Source organism: Limnovirga soli (assembly GCF_013106755.1).
GTDB lineage: Bacteria > Bacteroidota > Bacteroidia > Chitinophagales > Chitinophagaceae > Limnovirga > Limnovirga soli.
Map to the genome: position 1 here is coordinate 201098 of NZ_WHPF01000008.1, position 19620 is coordinate 220717.

13 protein-coding genes are annotated in these 19620 nt (G+C 38.5%); 3 read left to right on the forward strand and 10 right to left on the reverse strand.

The annotated features are described in order from the left end of the window. The first annotated feature begins 69 nt into the window (after positions 1-69). Entirely contained in the window at positions 70-3114 is a 3045-nt protein-coding gene (locus tag GD597_RS12905; RefSeq protein ID WP_171608281.1) for a PAS domain-containing hybrid sensor histidine kinase/response regulator, read from the forward strand. Between the two features lie 195 nt (positions 3115-3309). Here GD597_RS12905 and GD597_RS12910 read toward each other — a convergent pair whose 3' ends face one another. The 8 genes from GD597_RS12910 to tnpA form a co-directional block, all read right to left on the reverse strand. Beyond that, entirely contained in the window at positions 3310-3747 is a 438-nt protein-coding gene (locus tag GD597_RS12910) for a VOC family protein (RefSeq protein WP_171608282.1), read from the reverse strand. Between the two features lie 68 nt (positions 3748-3815). Next, positions 3816-4313, reverse strand: coding sequence for an SRPBCC family protein (locus GD597_RS12915; RefSeq protein WP_171608283.1), 498 nt, complete (start codon positions 4311-4313; stop codon positions 3816-3818). Continuing rightward, positions 4310-4630 (reverse strand): ArsR/SmtB family transcription factor, encoded by a 321-nt coding sequence (locus GD597_RS12920; RefSeq protein ID WP_171608284.1) that lies wholly within the window; start codon positions 4628-4630, stop codon positions 4310-4312. The genes GD597_RS12915 and GD597_RS12920 overlap by 4 nt, the downstream gene beginning before the upstream one ends. A 419-nt stretch (positions 4631-5049) precedes the next feature. Next, complete coding sequence (locus tag GD597_RS12925) at positions 5050-5814, reverse strand: hypothetical protein (protein ID WP_171608285.1); 765 nt, start codon at positions 5812-5814, stop codon at positions 5050-5052. Positions 5815-5831: 17 nt separating this feature from the next. Further along, entirely contained in the window at positions 5832-6443 is a 612-nt protein-coding gene (locus GD597_RS12930) for a hypothetical protein (RefSeq protein ID WP_171608286.1), read from the reverse strand. A gap of 37 nt (positions 6444-6480) precedes the next feature. Further along, the gene (locus tag GD597_RS12935; protein ID WP_171608287.1) at positions 6481-7020 is read right to left on the reverse strand and encodes a hypothetical protein; all 540 of its coding nucleotides are present in this window, start codon (positions 7018-7020) and stop codon (positions 6481-6483) included. Between the two features lie 238 nt (positions 7021-7258). Further along, entirely contained in the window at positions 7259-8974 is a 1716-nt protein-coding gene (locus tag GD597_RS12940) for an amidohydrolase (RefSeq protein ID WP_171608288.1), read from the reverse strand. 889 nt (positions 8975-9863) lie between these two features. Then, the gene (tnpA, locus tag GD597_RS12945; RefSeq protein WP_171608289.1) at positions 9864-10325 is read right to left on the reverse strand and encodes an IS200/IS605 family transposase; all 462 of its coding nucleotides are present in this window, start codon (positions 10323-10325) and stop codon (positions 9864-9866) included. Between the two features lie 528 nt (positions 10326-10853). Between tnpA and porU2 the strand changes: the two genes are divergently transcribed. Together porU2 and GD597_RS12955 are read left to right on the forward strand one after the other, a co-directional pair. Further along, on the forward strand, positions 10854-15749 hold the full coding sequence (gene porU2, locus GD597_RS12950; protein WP_171608290.1) for a putative type IX secretion system sortase PorU2: 4896 nt from the start codon (positions 10854-10856) through the stop codon (positions 15747-15749). Positions 15750-15974: 225 nt separating this feature from the next. Beyond that, complete coding sequence (locus GD597_RS12955; RefSeq protein WP_171608291.1) at positions 15975-18293, forward strand: alpha-galactosidase; 2319 nt, start codon at positions 15975-15977, stop codon at positions 18291-18293. Positions 18294-18434: 141 nt separating this feature from the next. On the opposite strand, the gene GD597_RS12960 is transcribed toward GD597_RS12955, so the two are convergent. Further along, positions 18435-18695, reverse strand: coding sequence for an acyl-CoA-binding protein (locus tag GD597_RS12960; protein WP_171608292.1), 261 nt, complete (start codon positions 18693-18695; stop codon positions 18435-18437). Positions 18696-18735: 40 nt separating this feature from the next. After that, positions 18736-19503 carry a tetratricopeptide repeat protein gene (locus GD597_RS12965; RefSeq protein WP_171608293.1) on the reverse strand — a complete coding sequence of 256 codons (768 nt, stop codon included), beginning with the start codon at positions 19501-19503 and terminating at the stop codon, positions 18736-18738. Positions 19504-19620 lie beyond the last annotated feature (117 nt).

The window sequence follows — 19620 nt, forward strand, 5'->3', positions numbered from 1 at the left end:
TTGTAATGTTAACTCTTTACGCCGTTTTCGCCTAAGTAAGTACTTAAAAAATTCTATGAAACAATTAGTATGAGCAGTAAATCCAATATTGAAATAGAGTTAAATAAGTCTTTGTATAATGGTATTCAAAGTAAAAAAGCATCCGGTTTTTTTTCCAATCCGAACGAGGTAATGATTTTCGTTATGGTTGTTGGGGCTATTTTTCTAAGCGAAATGATCATTATGCTTTTTTTAAAAGCACTGCCCGACCTATCCGAATGGGAGTCGGCTATTTTAGATGCTACTCTTTTATCTGTGCTGATTTTTCCTGTTATCTATATTTTTCTGTATAAACCGCTTAAGAAAAATATTGCCGCCCGTAGAAAAAGAGAAGCCAGTTATGCTTCCTTGATAGAAAGTATGGGGGAGGGTGTTGGTATTTGCAATAATGATGAACAATTCATATTTGCCAATATAGCAGCCGAAAAAATATTTGGAGTAGGCAGGGGCGAATTAAACGGTAAAAATTTAAAAGATTTTTTCACCAAAGAAAACTTCGATTTTATTACAAATCAAACGGCTCAGCGCCGCGAAGGGAAATTTAGCGTATACGAAACGGAAATTATTTTATCCGACGGTACACAAAAAAGTATCTTGGTTACGGCCAGCCCCCAAATAGAAAATGGTTTATTTATCGGCACATTGGGCATTTTCCGCGATATTTCAGATTTGAAAAAAGCGCAGGAAACCATACAGTACGAAAGAATGCTGCTTAGGGCATTAATTGATAATCTGCCCGATTCGGTATATGTAAAAGATATTGAATGCCGCAAGGTAATTGCCAATCCGGTAGACCTAAAATACATGGGTTTTGAGAAGGAGGAAGATGTATTGGGCAAAAACGATTACGACATTTATCCCAAAGAAATTGCCGACAGCTCATTTGCTGATGACCAGGCCGTATTTAAAACCGGTATGCCTCAGTTAAATAAAGAAGATTTTTTTATTGATAATAACGGGCAAAAGCGTTGGATGCTTAATTCCAAAGTACCCATTCGGGATGAAAAAGGAAAAATTATAGGGCTGGTTGGTATTGGAAGGGATATTTCGCACAAAAAAAATGAAGAAACCCGATTACAGTTAATGGAGTCGGTAATTACCAATACCACCGATGCTGTTACCATTACAGAAGTAGACCCCAATAACCACCGCAGGCATAAAATCATTTTTGTAAATGATGCCTATTCCAAAATAACAGGTTATAGCAAAGAAGAAGTGATAGGCAAATCGCCTAAAATATTACAGGGCCCTAAAACGGATAAAACTGAACTGCACCGGGTTGGTGAAAGTATCAAAAATTTTCAGCCCTGCCGGTTTGAAGTAATTAACTATAAAAAAAACAGAGAAGAATTTTGGTCCAGCATTTCCTTGTCGCCTATTGCCGGTAACAATGGGCAATACACACATTGGATTGCCATAAAACGGGATATTACAGATAGTAAAGCGCTGGAACAGGAATTTATTAGCGCCAAAGAAAAAGCCGAAGCCGGTAGTAAGGCCAAATCTGAATTTCTTGCCAATATGAGCCACGAAATCCGTACCCCGTTAAATAGCGTTATCGGATTTTCTGATTTGGTATTAAAAACACAATTAGACGAAACACAGGAACAATATATTTCTGCCGTATATAAATCTGCCAATTCTTTACTGGATATCATCAACGAAATCCTCGATTTTTCAAAAATAGAAGCGGGCAAACTGGAAATCGAAATTCATAAAACAGATATCCTGGAATTGGGTTACCAGATAGGCGATATTGTTAGTTTTCAGGCTTACGAGAAAAACCTTGAATTGCTCTTAAATATATCGCCATATGTACCACGGTTTATTTGGACAGATGCGGTAAGGATAAGACAAATACTTATTAACCTGTTAGGCAATGCAGTTAAGTTTACAGCCAAAGGCGAAATAGAATTAAAAATTGAATTACTCAGTAAAGCAGAGAATGATATTGGTTGTTTCCGTTTTTCGGTTAGGGATACAGGCATAGGAATTGACCCCAAAAACCAACAAAAAATATTTGAAGCCTTTTCTCAGGAAGATGCTTCCACCACCCGCAAATTTGGAGGTACGGGCCTTGGACTGGCTATTTCCAAAAAACTGTTATCACTTATGGGTAGCGAATTGCAGCTGCAAAGCATACCAGACGAGGGGAGCACTTTCTTTTTTGAACTCTGTACCAAAACAATGGAAGGCGATCCCATAGAATGGAAGAATACACATCAGTATAAAAATATATTATTGGTGGATGATAATACCAATAACCGCCTGCTCGTAAAAGATATGCTGGCCCTAAAACAAATAAATACTAGAGAAGCCGAAAATGGGTTACGGGCTATTGAGTTTTTAAAAGCGGGTATCGAATGTGATGCAGTAATTATGGATTACCATATGCCCCAGATGGATGGCTTGGAAACCATAAAATATATCAGGCAAACCTTGCAAATTACTGCTGAAAAACTGCCCATCATTTTGTTGCACAGCTCAGCAGATGACAAGGAAATTAACGATACCTGTAAATCATTTGGGGTAATACAAAAATTGGTGAAGCCAATAAAAATGCAGCAACTGTTTGAGTCTCTTTCAAAAACTGATGCACATCAAAAGCAGCTTAATGCACAAACCGACTCGACAAGTGGTACAACCAATAAAAGTAGCTACAAAAACAGCTATGTTAAAGTGCTGGTGGTAGATGATAATGCCTTTAATATTATGCTTATTACAGCCATGCTGGGTGAACTTTTGCCCAATGCCACCCTTATAGAAGCCACCAATGGTAAAGAAGCGTTCGACCGCTTCAAAGAAGAGTATCCCGATATTGTTTTTATGGATGTGCAAATGCCCGAAATGAACGGCTATCAGGCAACTGCCGCTATAAGAAATATTGAAAAGGGTAGCCGTGTACCCATCATAGCATTAACTGCCGGTGTGTTAAAAGAAGACCGGGATAAAAGCCTGGAAGCTGGCATGAACGATTTTGTAGCAAAGCCCTTTGTAATAGAAACCATTGAGCAGGTTTTGGAAAAATGGTTAATTACCAAGCCTAAAAATTTTAATTTAAACTGGGATATTTAATCCGTCTCAATTGATTCAAAATAATTTATTGGCCCGGCTTATAGATTACATTTCAACTTTACTTGCGTCGCACACTTGTACGTTCTGTTTATAAATGTGCTTTTACCCTAGTGAAACGGCGAGGGCATTTTTTAAGCAAGATGCACATTGCGGCATAAAAAAAGGCAGTGTAAAACCACTGCCACTTTTTCCCGTTTATATTTGCCCCTTATAATTTGGATCAAAATCTATCATCCATTCAATGCCATATTTGTCTCTAAACATCCCAAAATAGGTACCCCAGGGACTGTCTGAAATAGGCATTTCAACCTGTCCGTCTACTGAAAGCCCATTGAATAATTTGTCAGCTTCTTCCTTGCTTTCTGCACTAATTACAATTTTGCTTCTGTTCTCATTTTCATTTGTTGTTCCCAGTATTTCAGGTACATCATTAGCCATTAAAACGCTGTTTCCAATGGGTAAAGCAATATGCATTATTTTGTTTGCCTCATGCGGTGCTACCGGGAATTCATCACTTGCCAAATCTTTAAAACGGATAATTTTTGCAAACGCTCCGCCAAATACTGATTGGTAAAAATTGAATGCTTCCTCAGCATTGCCGTTGAAATTAATGTGTGGATTAATACTTGCCATAATGGTTAATTGTTAGATGATTAAATTGTTTACTAATGTTTTAGATGTATGTAAATCGAAAATTATTTTTATAGCCTGGCCAATAACTTTTCCAGGTTGCTCATGGTTAATGTAAATCCTTCTTTAAAGCCTTTTTCCACCATCATTTCCAATATGGCCAGCGATGTATATTGTATGGTGATGCTAACCATGGTAATACCATTGGCTTCACTAAAGTTCAGGTTATTTATTGAGCCATAAAATGCCGGGTTAACCTGTTCATCCTTATCGCTAAAGCCAGAAATATATTGCAGGTTGCTCATCGGTGTAATTACTGTATAGTCCTGAACCGAATAGTGCTCCAGCCCTTCCGGACTTACCATTTTATAAAATCTTCTTCCACCAACTATAAAGTTCATGTAAATGGTGTGTGCGGTAAATGGTGCCGGTGCCCCCCATTGATCAAGAATGTCAGGTTTGGTAAACGCATCCCAAACTAATGCAAGCGGGGCAGCAAATTCACGGTGTATAAAAATGGTATTCGCTGTTTTGTCAACAGTAAAATCAAATAGTAAATTGCTGGTCATTTTTGTTGGTTTTGCAGGGTGGATAATACTTTATCAAGCTGGTTAAATTGCGATTCCCATATTTTCCTGAACTGTGCCAGCCAATTATCTAACTCCTGCATTTTTTTTGGGTTTAAATGGTAATAAATTTCCCTGCCAACAGGTGCTGGTTTAATCAGCTCGCATTCCTGTAATACCTTAATGTGCTTCGATACTGCCTGCCGGCTCATATCAAATTTGTCTGCCATGGCATTGGGCGTTAAAGCCTGCAGGGCAATTAAGGTTAAAATAGCCCTTCGTGTGGGGTCGGCTATTGCCTGAAAAATGTCTTTTTTCATTACACTGTAATTAAATATGCAACTTGCTGGTTGCAAATATATATGCAACTTTTTAGTTGCGCAAATTTATTTTCAATAATTTCTACTGGACTAAAATGTAAGTAAGGCCTTTATTGATAGCATAGGCCATACCTTGTAAAGCGTATGCGGTAACTATTATACTGCTCAACACCCATCCGCTACTCCAAATTTGGGGAAACGCCTTTGCAGTAAAACCAATATTTTGGGCCAGGCCGCAGATTCATTTGGCAGCATTACTTGCGTCGCACACTTGTACGGTTGGATTATATATTGAGCTCCTTTCTTTACCTAAATGGGGCAGTTAGCGGCGTATGACAAAAGCAGAAAAACATACTGGATATAATACAAGTTCAATGGTATTTATTAAAAAATATTTATTACCCGTATAACTGGTTATATTATAAATATACAGTAGCGCCCAGCCTGTAAGTATACACTTTTGTAGTAAAGTTTGGCCCCCAAAATGCGTTCACTTTAAACTTATTCGGGGTAATAATTTTGTTCAGATTCAATTCTCCGCTCCAAAATGTTTTCCAGTTACCATTTGTACTTAAAAATGCAGGCGTTGGATTAATAAACAAAAAAGTTGATTTGTTGAATGCGTAGCTGGCATTGAACTGCAGGCCTGCACCATCACTGGCAAACTTCAATGCTTCGGGAATTAGGTCTGTACCTGGCTTGGTAACATGTACATAACTTATACCGGGGAAGATGGATAATTTTTTACTCAGTATAAATCCACCAACTACACCTGCTGCGAGTGACCAGCTACTGCTACCCAGCCCGTTTTTATAAGAGCCTGTAGGCAGGCTTATATCAGCAAAAGGGGCAATGGCAATAAAAGATTTTGAAATATTTCTTTTAACGGCATTGTAGTAACGAATGCGCATATCTCCTGCACCAAATTTTGAAGAGAGGTCATTGTAAAGCAAAGGTAGTTCTACCAGAAAAAGGTTATCAGGATTTAATGCATATTGAACATTAACTCTTGCACCAATAAGGTTCTGCGTTTTACCACTTTGATATTCGAGGCCTGCATTTACCTGTGTATAAAGGTTGGTGGGTTTTGATGGATCAACGGTTTGTTTTACCACTGCTGAGTCTTGAGCAAACACTGCTGTTGCAGATAATACCAAAAGAAAAATAATGAATTGTTTTTTCATGATTGTGTTTTATTTGATCAATATGATATCTTTTGAGTAAAAATTTTGTCTTTTATCAATTGATTAACTGTAGATTTAGCAAAAGCATCGGCTAATTTATTTGACCCTTTTTTCAAGGAACCGGTAAGTGCCATACTCCATTGCATAGATGTGGTTGAGCGGTTATAAAAGGTAGCCGTTGCATGTAATGTGCTTACCGTTTTTGTTCCACCTGCAATAGGAACATTGCCCCCAATAAACCCCCTGAATATTCCCAGTTTTACCGGTATCCCCAAAGAAGCATCAACCGAAGGTGTTTTTTTGTATTCAGTGCTGTTTCCTGTAATCGTATAAACAATTAATGCATCAGCCTCAAGTTTATCTGCTTTAGCAATTAATGCATCTTCTGATACCAGGTCTGATTCAGAAATATTCGAATAAGCAGGTATTGCACTAAAGCCTTTGTCATTCAGCATTTTTACGGTACCGTCTTCTAACTGCCTTTTAATAAGATCATCTGAAACCTTTGCCAGAACAATTACTTTACGGTATAATTCAGGTTTATACTCAGGCGATTTCCACGATGATTGTGCTACCGAAATTGTTGAGACAAGCATTATGCAGAAAAAAGAAATAATCAACTGCTTCATATTTGTATCTTATATGGTTTAAAATTTAGTTTGCCAGCTAAAATATTTTTGTAATGCCCAAGCCAATTGCCCAGGAATTGTAGGCATTTACTTTATAATCGTTAGTTATAAGTGCATTTAACTCCCAATTTTTATTAATATGGTAACCATACTCAATCCCAGCCCTTAACAGAAATAAATTTCCTGTATGGGCAAACTCTTCTCCCGGACCCAGCATAAAACTAAAATGCTTACCAGGTTTGTATGATACCATTAAGGCTGAGGCAATTGGGTAACTTCTTTCCAGTGTTTTATTACTACTGCTTCTATGATCTTCTACTTCAAAATCTTCTACTACAATATCGTTATGTAATCCAATTGCCCATTTTTGGCTGAACTTATAATTATAATTCAGGCCCCAGGAAGCAAGTGATAACCATTTCTTATCACCATTTGCCTTGATACCTGTAGTAATTTGTGTGTGGCTTACCACAAGGCCCAATGAATGGTGTGCATGAAATGTTTCTTCAGCATGTTGTGCAGAAAGTTTTATTGATATTAAAAGGAATACAAACCCTACAAACAGTTTTTCTAACATACATAACATATTAAATTGAATAAGCGATTTTATGAATCAGGCTGACATTAAAATGGCACCTGTTGCTGTGTCGCACACTTATATGCTTTGTTCTTTGTTCAGCAGTGATAAGAAAGTATAATTGTGCGACGCAACAGATGCCCCATTTTTTAATCAAATGCCGGGTAAATAAAAGAAATTATTTACTACATTAATGACCAACTATATTTTGAAAATTAAAATATAGCCATTGAATCTTTTATTTTTTATATATCGTTTTACCTTCTTTGATTGTTTCCAGCACAACAATATCCTTTAAATTCATTGGATTAATTTTCAATGGATTTTGATCCAGTACCACCATATCGGCCAGTTTACCGGTTGATATGGTACCTTTTTGATTTTCTTCAAAAAACTGTTCTGCACCCCATATTGTGATAGATTTCAATGCTTCATAGGGTGTTAATCTTTCATCTGGGCCCATCACGGTGCCACTGCGGCTTACACGGTTTACGGTTGTCCACATAATCATCATCAGGTTAGGTAAAGCAACAGGTGCATCGGTATGGCTGGTAACCCGTATACCTTTATTCAATGCCGACTTTATGGGGCTGATTTGTTGCGCTTTATCTGGCCCGATAATTTGTTTGTACCAATCGCCCCAATAAAAAGTATGCATGGGAAAGAAAGATGCCACCAGATCATATTTTTTAATACTGTCCAGTTGATCCATTCTTATCAATTGGCCGTGTATTAAAATATTCCTTCTGTCCTTGTTTCCGTATTTGGCAGTAGCTTTATCCAGCGCCCTGAACAATTGGTCAGCTGCCGCATCCCCATTACAATGCACTTTTAATTGCCAGTTATTGGCAAATGCGGTATCAACAATTTTTTGCACATCTTCATCTTTAGGAATGGCCGGATAACCTTTATAACCTAATTTTTGCCCATCCGGTGGCACTAAATAAGGTAGGGTACGCCAAGCTGTTCTTCCCTGAGGAGATCCATCAAGCGTAAGTTTTAAGCCTTCAATTCTATAATGATTTGTATACTCTTTACTATACCATTCACTCCGCATATATTCAGGAACGGAATAGTCAATCCAGGAGTTAATATCAATATACATTTTACCTCTGCTGGCATAGTCGGCCATAAGTAAGTGATTGCCGGTAGCACGGCCTTCGGTGCAGGTAGTATAACCATAGCTTGCCGCCAATTTTTGTCCAGCATCCATAAACATATCACTCATTTCTTTTTGAGGAGGCGCAATTAGTTTCATCATATGCGGAATAGCAGCCAATTCTTCCAATACTCCATTTGGAGCCTTACTTCCTTTTACTCGCCTTATAACGCCACCGGCCGGATCTTTTGTGGCGGCGGTTATACCCAACACCTCCAACGCTTTTGTATTTACACTACAAAAGTGGCCAGAGATATGTGTTATCATTACAGGGATATCTTTAGAAACTTTGTCCAAATCTTCTTTTGTAGGAAAACGATTTTCTTTTAGCACTGCATCATCAAAACCAGTACCCATAATCCATCCCTGCGATTTGTCGGTACCGTTTTTCTGATGCCATGTTTTCAGTTCATTTATTAAATCATCAATTGAATTGCAATTGCCATCGGGAGATGCCAGTAAATTAGCATAAATAGCCTGCGCACCTAAGGCAAAAAAATGGCAATGACCATCAATAAAACCTGGTACCAGGGTTTTGCCCTGCAAATCATTCATTGCGGTGCTGTCACCTTTCATTTTTTCAGCTTCGTTTTTGCTACCCACAAAAACAATTTTACCGGCCTTTACAGCAATAGCTTCGGCATATATAGCACTATCGCCTTCCATGGTTACAATATCGCCATTATAATAAATGGCATCTGCTGCATTTTCTTGTGCAGCATTTTTTGCAGGCTCATTACATGCTGCAAATGCAAGTAAGGTGGCAGCAGAAATGATGGTTAGAAATTGTTTCATTAAAATATATGTTTTATTAAAAATACTAAAACCATATTATCTTTTTAAGCCAGGCGATATATATTTTTTCATGGTTCCTTGCGTCGCACACTTGTACGGTTGGATTATTAATGGGGCTTTTATAAAGGCTGACAATTATGTAAGCCAATTGTGGGAGGATTATTAATTATGGGTAAAAAATTGGGGGCAGTGGAGAACCATTGCCCCTTTTTCTTCCTAAAAACTTAAAATTTAAATGCCAGTATAAATTTATTAATTTTTGTTTTTCAATGGTATAATCTTAGTGATTTTATCCTATAAGTTTTTCAATAGTGCTGGTGCTGCATATTAATGTAGTGTATGGTTTATAATGGCTTTTGCTAAAGCACTAATGAGCTAGGCTGTAACGGCTTTACTGTATACTTTCGCCAGAATGGGGGTAATACAAGTGAACTTCCTTTTCAACTGCTTTCTGCTCCGTAGGAGCAACCTGTTTATAGCACCAAAAATAATTGGTGAATTCAATGGCTCCGTAGGTGCCTCCTCCCTTCTCCTTAATCAAAAAAATCAAACAGATACATTTGTGAAAATGTATTTGACATATATAATATTTAATTACGAGGCACCTACGGAGCCTTAAAAAATCCATCATATATTTTCTATAAACAGGATGCTCCTACGGAGCCAAAGCCTATTTCTTTTTTTCTCCTTTACAAATAGGCCTGTTGTGTATTTACCGTATCATTCGAATAAAAACTCCATTCGTTTGGTTTCGTTTATAAATGGTTAGGGGTGCTAATACAAGTGAACTTCCTTTTCAACTGCTTTCTGCTCCGTAGGAGCAACCTGTTTATAGCACCAAAAAAAATTGGTTAATTCAATGGCTCCGTAGGTGCCTCCTTTCTCCTTCTCAATCAAAAAAATCAAACAGATAATTCTCTTCAAAAGAGATTTTAAACTTTTCAAGCATTTCAAGATATTCTTGCCTGAAAGTTCTTTTTTGATGATGGCTCTCCTGATTGATAATATAATTAATTACCCTGTCAATATGGGAATACGAATACGAAAAAACACCATAACCTTCCTGCCAGCTAAATCTTCCTTTAATCCATTGCTTATCATTAATAAACTCGTTACTCTCAACCTTTATTTCTTTGATAAAATCTGATATTAAAACAGATGGTTTATACCCTACAAATAAATGCGTATGATCTGGCATACAATGTATACCAAGCATTTTGGCTTTTCGGTTTTGGACAAGACTTGTGATATATTTATGTAATTCTTCTTTATGTGCCTTAGGTATAAGGGATTCCCTGTGTTTAACAGAGAATACGAATTGAAGATAAATCTGTGAAAATGTATTTGCCATAAATTATATTTATTAGGAGGCACCTACTGAGCCTTAAAAAATTCCTCCTATTTTTTCTATAAACAGGATGCTCCTACAGAGCCAAAGGCTATTTCTTTTCCTTTGTAAATAAGGTTGCTGTGTATCTATCATACAATTTAAATAAAAATTCCATTCTTTTGGTTTCGTTTATAAATGGTTAGGGGTGCTAATACAAGTGAACTGCCTTTTTCGCTACTGTTGGCGTCCCCGCCAACTGCCTTTGCTTCAATCAAATCACCGCTAAAAGCTCAATAAACAATCCAACCGTACAAGAGTGCGACGCAAGTAAGGCCCAATAGATAATTAAAAGTCTGGCTAATAAGCACATAATTTATTGTGCAATCGCTTCGTTTTATGAAAGGTATTATATGGTAATATGCTTTGAGCCGGGTAATTAATTAAAATCTAATACCAGCTTAACGCATTAGGGCTAACTTTAATAAACAATCCAATAGGTAATATTTATATTTGTGCTATAAATCCTAAAAGAAAAACTACGTGGTGCGCATGAAACAACTATTTTTTGTTTTACTACTTACTATTACGGCCTTTACAACCCGGGCACAGCATTTTAATAACGAATGGATAGATTACGGTAAAACTTACTACAAGTTTAAAGTGGGGCCTTTTGGTTTGGATATAACTGCATCGCCCATAAAAAAGGGCGTAGTGCGTATTACCCAACCTACTCTGGCTGCCAGCGGATTGGGGAATATTGATGCCGAAAATTTTCAGTTATTAAGGGAGGGTAAAGAAGTGCCCCTGTATATTTCTAAACCTTCGGGCATATTAACATCAGCCGACTATATAGAATTTTGGGGCGAAATTGCAAATGGTAAAGTTGATAAAGCCTTATACCGGGATAGCGCCTTACAATTAAGTGATTATTGGAACCTGGAAACAGACTCGGCAACCTATTTTTTAACGGTAAATGCCGGTATTGCCAATAAGCGGTTTGTAAATACCATCAATAATATTGCCGGTGTATCCATTGCCCCTGATAAAAATTTTACCTATACCATTGGCCGTTATTTTAAAGGCAGCCTTAACGAAGGTTATGGCATTTTTGTAGAACAAAGATTGTATTCATCCTCTTACGATAAGGGCGAAGGTTATATGAGCCGGCCTATACGTCGCAACGGATCTCCATTGGGTAATGTACAATTGCCACAAACATTTTTTCCCTTACAACTGGATACCACAGGGCCACTAATGACGGCCCGTTTTACATTAATGGGTAACAGCCCCTACGACAGGGAAGTAAAAATATTAATGAACGGCGATTCGCTTACACAGTTTCCGATGGGGTATTTTAACTCGGCCAAATTAACCATTGACACCCTATCGCCTAAAAGGTTAAAAAGAGACTCAGTTACATTTATGATTCAAAACATAACTGATGTAAATGAGGACGAAATGAAGATTGTGGTGCTGGAACTGCAATACTCCCGCCTGTTTAATTTTGGCAATGCCAGTTCTTTTGAATTTACGCTTCCGGCATCAGATACAGGCCGGTATATTAAAATAACCAAGTTTAACCGCGGTAGCAGTGATGCCGCATTATACGATATTACCAATGGCAAAAGATATATTGCCAATACCGCCATTACAGATACGCTGCAGTTTTTTCTGGAGCCTTCGGCAAGCGATTACCAGCTTGTTTTGGTAAAGGCAGATGGCTCAACCGCAAAAACGATTAGCAGCTTGCAGCCAAGGCAAATGGTTAATTATGCGGATGCCGCCAATCAGGGTAATTATTTGATTATTTCCAATCCCTTGTTGTATGGTAGTGGTAATAGCAATTATTTACAACAATACAGTGATTACAGAAGCTCGGATAGTGGCGGGCATTTTAATACAAGAATAATTGATATTGAGCAACTGGAAGACCAGTTTGCATATGGTATTATCAAACATCCACTGTCGGTAAAAAACTTTTTACAATATGCCCGAACCAATTTTGCTGTACCTCCGGCCTATGTTTTTTTGGTAGGTAAGGGTATTAGCTATACAGCTTACAGGGCAGCAGGTACAGTAGCATCTGTTGTAACACAAACCAATCTGGTACCTGTATTTGGCAGTCCGGGTTCTGATAATTTGCTTAGCTCAGCAAATTACGATCCAACGCCGGCCACACCTATTGGGCGTTTATCAGTAATTAATCCAGATGAAATTGGGGCATACCTGGCAAAAATAAAAACCTACGAAGCGGCACAAAGAGATACCACCCAAACCCTGGCCAATAAGGCCTGGATGAAAAAGGTAATTCAGTTGGCAGGTGCCAACGATCCTTTGATTGGCGTAACCATTGATAATGCTATGCGTAATTATGGTAAAACTATTACCGATACACTTTTTGGCGCCAACCTGATTAACTATAGTAAAACTGCAGACCCAACTGGCTACCCAAAAGCCGTTATTGATTTTACCAATGAGTACAATGATGGCAGTGGATTGGTAGAGTATTTTGGTCACTCCTCAGCGAGTAATATTGATTTCAGCCTTGATAATCCCGCCAATTACACCAATACTGGTAAATATCCCTTGTTTATTGTAAATGGATGTTTGGCCGGTAATATTTTTGGGTATGAAAGTAACAGGCAAACCTTACGTTCTACCTTGTCAGAGAAATTTGTGTTAGAGCCGGGCAAGGGTGCTATTGGCTATCTTTCATCCAGTAGTTATGGGGTAGTAGATTACCTGGATATTTTTACACAGCAGTTTTACAATTCCATCGCCACCACGCAATATGGTAAAGCTTTTGGTCAGGTAACAAAGGAAGCCATTGCAAAGAGCTTGCAGGTAACCACCCTGGATGATTTTTATGGCCGTATGCATGCTGAGCAATATACTTTTAACGGAGACCCTGCCTTGGTGTTAAACTCTTTTGCAAAACCTGATTATATTATTGATGCAGCCAGGATAAGTAGTACCCCGGGTTATTTAACTACGGCCAATGATTCGTTTACTGTACATATACCTGTTTATAATTTGGGTATTGCCAAAAATGATTCAGTACATTTTTCTTTAGAACGGAAATTCCCCAATGGGGTAAGTGTTACTGCCTATAGCAAAATGCTGCCAGCTATTAAACAGGCTGATACACTGGTGATTACTTTGCCCATCGTAGGAAACAGGGATAAAGGCACTACCACCTTAACTGCTTTGATTGACGATACTAAAACCTTTGCAGAATTAAGCGAAAACAATAATACGGCCAGCATATCCGTAAAAATATCTGCTGCAGACTTGTTGCCGGTGAGTCCTTATAATTTTTCAATTGTAAATACCGATGTGGTAAATCTGGCAGCTTCCACTGCTTATGCATTTGATTCGCTTACACAATATGTAATGGAACTGGATACTACAGTGCTATTTAATTCTCCGGTAAAACAAACGGCACAAACAGTTTCCACTGGTGGACTAATTGGGTTTAATAATATTGCGCTGGGCTTAAATAACACGGTGTACTTCTGGCGGGTATCAGAAGACAGTGCCGATAAACATTGGAATACTTTTTCATTTACACATAGTAATCCGGGGAATAGCGGGTTTCAGCAATCACACTTTTATCAGCATACTGAATCTGCTTTTAATGGGCTGGCTGCTGATACGGCTACACGCAGTTTTACATTTTCGCCCTCATTTTCCAACCTTTTTGTCTTGCATTCCATATTCCCCACAAGCGGATTAGAAAATGGACAGTTTAGTATTGCTGTAAATGGTTCTATTATTACATGGAGTGCCTGTGTAGGCAGTTCAATCATCTTTAATGTGTTTGATCCGCTAACGTTTAAACCTATCCTAAATACTACCTCGCCGTATAATGCCGGTGCCATTTGTGATAGTATGCGCCGCTATAATTTTGAGTATAGTACACAAACAGCTGCTACCCGAAAAAATGCTATGGACTTTATGGATAACTATGTAAAAAATGGTTATTACGTAGTAGTAAGAAAGATTTACGATCAGGGTAACAGCGATTGGGCACCTACCGTTTGGGCAAAAGATACTGCCTTGTATGGCAGTAGAAATTCCCTCTACCACAGGTTAAAAGATCAGGGCACCCAAATAGATTCATTTACCTATGCACGTACTTTTATTTTTGTATATAAGAAAAATGATGCAGCCGGTTTTAAAACATTATCTGTGTTGTCAAAGGGCTTATACGATAGAATCAGCCTGTCTAATAATATGGCCATTCACGATACAGTGGGTACCATCACATCGCCAAAATTTGGGCCGAGCAAAAAATGGAATAAGGTAACCTGGAATGGAAGTGCATCCAATGCCAATGCTATCAGCAGGCTAGATATAATTACGATAGATACTGCAGGTAAAGATTCGCTTTGGTATACCATCGATACAGCTACGCATAGCTTTGATATTACGGCTATTGATGCTGCACAATACCCTTATGTACAGTTAAAAATGCATACACAGGATTCTGTTACCTTATTACCTTATCAGCTACAACAATGGAGTGTAGAATTTGAACCGGTACCTGAAGGTGCCATTGCCACCAACCTGGGTAGCATTTTGCCAGATACTCTTTCGTTTAACCATGGCACCAATATTACCTATGATAGTTTAAAAGGCGATGTGGTGTTTAAAAATATCAGCAGCAGCAATTTTGACTCGCTTTCGGTTAAACTAATTTTGTACAACCAAAATAACCAGGCTTTGCCTTTTATTATTCCTAAAGTAAAACCTTTACCCGCAGGCGATACCGTGCACATTGCTTTTAATATAAACGTTACTGCTTTGCCGGCTGGGGTGTATAATCTTTATCTGGAAGTAAACCCCAATAACGACCAGCCTGAACAATACCACTATAATAACTTTCTGTATCATTATGTAGCTATAGACAGGTTGGGCGCATTACCTGTACAGTTAATTAATTTTACGGCAAAACCTGTAGGTAAAACAGTGCAACTGCAATGGCTGGTTACGCAGGAGCAGGGTGTAGCAAATTATACGGTTGAAAACAGCACTAACGGCACCAGTTTTACGCCTATCGCAGTAATAAAAGCTTCAACCTTAAACAGCAACCAAAAGCAATATGGATATACCCATACCCAACCGGTAAATGGTAACAATTTTTACAGAATAAAAATCACAGATGTAGATGGCAAAATAGCATATTCCCCCATCAAAAATATTCCGTTTAGTTTTGCGGGTATACAGCTATATCCCAATCCTGTAAAGGATTTGCTCCACATGGTTGCTGCTGGCAATACTACAATTTCATGGCAGTTGTTCGATGTGGCAGGCAGGTTATTATTACACCAGTCGTTTAACGGAAGTACAACTGTTAATGTAAATAAACTGGGGCCCGGTATTTATGTGTTGCAAATAAATAATGGCACGCAAAAAACTACGTATAAAATAGTTAAGCAATAATTGCACGCACATGAGTTGTATAGCGCAGGCAACAGCAAATAACTGTTGCCTGTATTTTTTGGTGCAATATTTTATGGTCCCGGCTTTTACCTATAGCCGGTCTTTACTTGCGTCGCACACTTGTGCTGTAGCAAAAAAATGGGCAAACAATACAATTTACCTGTATTACCATGTATAATTATTTATCTTTCCCTTTTGAAATATTAGAACCAGAAAACGATGCATATGAACAATATAATCTCAGGCCTTAGACAAAAAGCATGTTTTGTAATTAAAAAAAGTTCCGCAGTATTGTTGCCGTACAGGAGTGCGACGCAAGAGTTGACCAATAAGCATTCCACAGCCGGGCTAAAAAAATGGCTGTTTATATTTTTAGCCAGCTGTCTGTGGCTGCAAAATTTTGCCCAACAGGTAACCATACCCATTGAAACAGCAGGAAATGCACTGATACTGCAAACGGATAAGTTAAACAGGCTGGGCATTGTTTATTTTGGCAAAAAACTATCTGATGCAACTGAGTATGCGGCCATTACCAAACAATACAATACACAGGACGATAATGCCGGCATTTACAACAATGCCTACACCCCGTCTGGCACCTGGAACCTGGTTGAACCCGCTATTCAAATTACCCATGCCGATGGCAATGCATCGCTGGAGTTAAAATATATTAGTCACAACACCAATCGCATTGATGATAATACTACACTTACCAGTATTGTTTTAAGAGACCCTGTGTATGCTGTAGATGTGACTCTTTTTTATAAAACCTGGGCCAAAGAAAATGTAGTAGAGCAATGGACAACCATTAAAAACAATGAAAAGAAAGCCATTCAGTTACAGAAATACGCATCAGCCAATCTGTATTTCATGAAAAATAATTATTACCTAACGCATTACAATGGTGGCTGGGGCCACGAAATGAACCCGGAAACTGATGTGTTATCGCATGGTATAAAATCTATTGATACAAAGTTGGGTACAAGGGCCAATTTATTTGAGCCGCCAACATTTATGGTATCTTTTAATAAACCTGCCACCGAAGACGAAGGCAATGTATTGCTGGGGCAGCTGGCCTGGTCAGGGAACTTTAAAATAGATTTTGAAGTAGACTCACACAATGGCTTACGCCTTATTGCCGGTATTAACCCTTATGCATCTGCCTATAGTTTAGCTGCGGCCAAAGATTTTCAAACACCTTCTTTTATTTATACATTCTCCTCTAACGGTTTGGGCGAAGCCAGCCGTAACCTGCACCACTGGGCAATTAATTACCGGTTGCTGGATGGCAAAGGCCAGCGCCTTACCTTATTAAATAACTGGGAAGCTACTTATTTTGGTTTTGATGAAAACAAACTGGCAAGCCTGTTTAAAGGCGCCAAAGATATTGGAGTAGATATGTTTTTACTGGATGATGGCTGGTTTGGCAATAAACACCCAAGAAATGCAGATACTGCTGGTCTTGGCGACTGGCAGGAAAATGTAAGTAAACTGCCCCATGGGTTAGGTTATTTGGTAAAAGAAGCCAAAGCCGCCGGCGTTAAATTTGGTATTTGGGTAGAACCAGAAATGGTAAACCCCAAAAGTGAACTATACGAAAAGCATATTGATTGGGTACTTAGGCAGCCCGAAAGACCAGAAACCTATTTTAGAAACCAGCTGGTATTAGACCTTGCCAACCCCGAAGTACAAAATTTTGTGTATGGCATTCTTGACACCATTTTTACCAAAAATCCTGAACTGGCCTTTGTAAAATGGGATTGTAATGCAGTGATATACAACGCCTATTCGGCTTATTTGCAAAAGCAAAACCTGCCTCAATCGCAGTTGTATGTAGATTATGTAAAAGGTTTGTATAAAGTGCTGGAAAGGTTAAGGGCCAAGTACCCCACCATTCCCATGATGTTGTGCAGCGGTGGTGGTGGAAGGGTAGATTACGGTGCCCTGCAATATTTTACTGAGTTCTGGCCCAGCGATAATACCGACCCAATGGAACGCATTTTTATGCAATGGGAATATTCTTATTTCTACCCCGCCATTGCAACCTGTAACCATATTACAGACTGGAGTAAGCGCCCCCTGAAATTTAGAACAGATGTTGCCATGATGGGCAAAATGGGCTATGATATTGTAGTAAATAATTTAGATGCCAAAGATCTTCAGTTTAGCAAGCAGGCGGTGGCCACCTATAATTCAATAAAGGAGATAATTTGGCATGGCGATTTATACAGGCTGGTAAACCCCAAAGAAAACCCATTGGCATCGCTGATGTTTAGCAGTGCAGATAAAAGCCATGCAGTTATTTTTAATTATCTGGTAAATGACAGATATATGATGACGGCCACGCCAACACCCATTGCATTAAAAGGGTTGGACGCCAATAAAAAATACACGGTAAAAGAAATCAATGTATACCCCGGTACTTTTCCGGGTGTAAACCCTACCAAAGTATATTCCGGCGATTTTCTTATGACGGTAGGCATTAACCCCAATGTAAACCTGGGCAGAACAAGCGTAATCCTCGAAGTAAATGAGGTAAAATAAAAGCCAATGCAATACAGCTAGTGGCAGCTTTACTTGCGTCGCAATCCGTTCATCGGTTGGTTATTAATCGGGCTTTAACACAAATAATAAAAAAGGTATGAATTGCGATTCATACCTTTTTTATTAGCTTATTCTCAGTAATTAACTCTTTAGTTTATTCACCAGATCAACATATTCCTGCATAGCAGCTTCTTTTGTTTTACCGGCCAACGCCCTCCAGGCATCGTATTTGGCTTTGCCAACAAAATCAAAAGGATTGTCTGGTACATTTTCGGCACCGGCATCTCCATTGGTGGCCTGTTTAAATAGCGAGTACAGTTGCAACAAAGTTTCGTTAGAAGGTTTTGACGACAATAGTTTGCTAGCGGCCTGGGCTTGTACAAAAAGTTCATTCAGTTCCATAAATCGGGTATTAATTTATTTACAAGGTATAAAAACTTATTTACTTCAATTCATCCAGCATTTTTTTGCCCTCTTCTTTTCGTGCTGCATCATCAAAAGTTCTGTTAGGCAATTTAATTAGTTTGTTTAGCATTTCTATGGCTTTAGTGGGCTGGTGGTTGTATTGGTATACTTTAGCAAGGTCTAACATATTAGCAACAAAATACTGGTCAAGGGCCCGGCATTTTTCCATATAAAAAATGGCGCTGTCAATTTCAGATTTTGGCAACCCGCCATACAATGTTTTTACCGCTGCTTTTTTAACCCAGTTAAGGTTAACCATTTCAAAATGCCATTTACCCAGTGTATAATTGGCTTTTGCATGGCCGGCATTTATGGTTAATGCTTTATCGGCATATAATTTAGATTGCCGTACATATTCAACAAGTTTTTTATTATCCTCTTCTACCTCGGTTAGTTTGCCTGCTGCAACTGCCATGGCATAATTGGCATCTGCATTATCGGGGTTAGCGGCAATGGCTTGTTGCGCGTAAGTTTGGGCTGCGGTATAATAAGTAAGTTTGGCATTCTTATCTTTTTGGCGGGCACCAATGGCAGCATTTAATTCGGTGCATCTTAATAAGGCATTTATATTTGATGCATCTGCAGCCAGCACCTGTTTATATTTATCCAGTGCTTCGGGTTCTTTAAGTTGCTTATCCAAACTTATGGCCTCTCTTAACAGGGCACTTGCATCCTGCGCAAATAATCCGTGGCTTTGTGTGCACAATGCCAGTAATATACAGGTAAGTATTTTATAAAATTGCATAGTAAATTATTGAAATTTATTTTGCTAAAATAGGTTTTTGCAAAAAGCCAATAATAGGCCTGCCTGTTTCTAACAAACAATTATAAAAACTGTTGCCATATAGCCGGAACCCTGAAC

What these genes read in the sequence shown, in the direction of transcription:
- GD597_RS12905 (WP_171608281.1), top strand. Translation starts at nt 70, where the DNA reads ATGAGCAGTAAATCCAATATTGAAATAGAGTTAAATAAGTCTTTGTAT.
- GD597_RS12940 (WP_171608288.1), bottom strand. Translation starts at nt 8,974, where the DNA reads ATGAAACAATTTCTAACCATCATTTCTGCTGCCACCTTACTTGCATTT.
- GD597_RS12960 (WP_171608292.1), bottom strand. Translation starts at nt 18,695, where the DNA reads ATGGAACTGAATGAACTTTTTGTACAAGCCCAGGCCGCTAGCAAACTA.
- tnpA (WP_171608289.1), bottom strand. Translation starts at nt 10,325, where the DNA reads ATGGCAAATACATTTTCACAGATTTATCTTCAATTCGTATTCTCTGTT.
- GD597_RS12935 (WP_171608287.1), bottom strand. Translation starts at nt 7,020, where the DNA reads ATGTTAGAAAAACTGTTTGTAGGGTTTGTATTCCTTTTAATATCAATA.
- GD597_RS12910 (WP_171608282.1), bottom strand. Translation starts at nt 3,747, where the DNA reads ATGGCAAGTATTAATCCACACATTAATTTCAACGGCAATGCTGAGGAA.
- porU2 (WP_171608290.1), top strand. Translation starts at nt 10,854, where the DNA reads ATGAAACAACTATTTTTTGTTTTACTACTTACTATTACGGCCTTTACA.
- GD597_RS12965 (WP_171608293.1), bottom strand. Translation starts at nt 19,503, where the DNA reads ATGCAATTTTATAAAATACTTACCTGTATATTACTGGCATTGTGCACA.
- GD597_RS12925 (WP_171608285.1), bottom strand. Translation starts at nt 5,814, where the DNA reads ATGAAAAAACAATTCATTATTTTTCTTTTGGTATTATCTGCAACAGCA.
- GD597_RS12915 (WP_171608283.1), bottom strand. Translation starts at nt 4,313, where the DNA reads ATGACCAGCAATTTACTATTTGATTTTACTGTTGACAAAACAGCGAAT.
- GD597_RS12920 (WP_171608284.1), bottom strand. Translation starts at nt 4,630, where the DNA reads ATGAAAAAAGACATTTTTCAGGCAATAGCCGACCCCACACGAAGGGCT.
- GD597_RS12930 (WP_171608286.1), bottom strand. Translation starts at nt 6,443, where the DNA reads ATGAAGCAGTTGATTATTTCTTTTTTCTGCATAATGCTTGTCTCAACA.
- GD597_RS12955 (WP_171608291.1), top strand. Translation starts at nt 15,975, where the DNA reads ATGAACAATATAATCTCAGGCCTTAGACAAAAAGCATGTTTTGTAATT.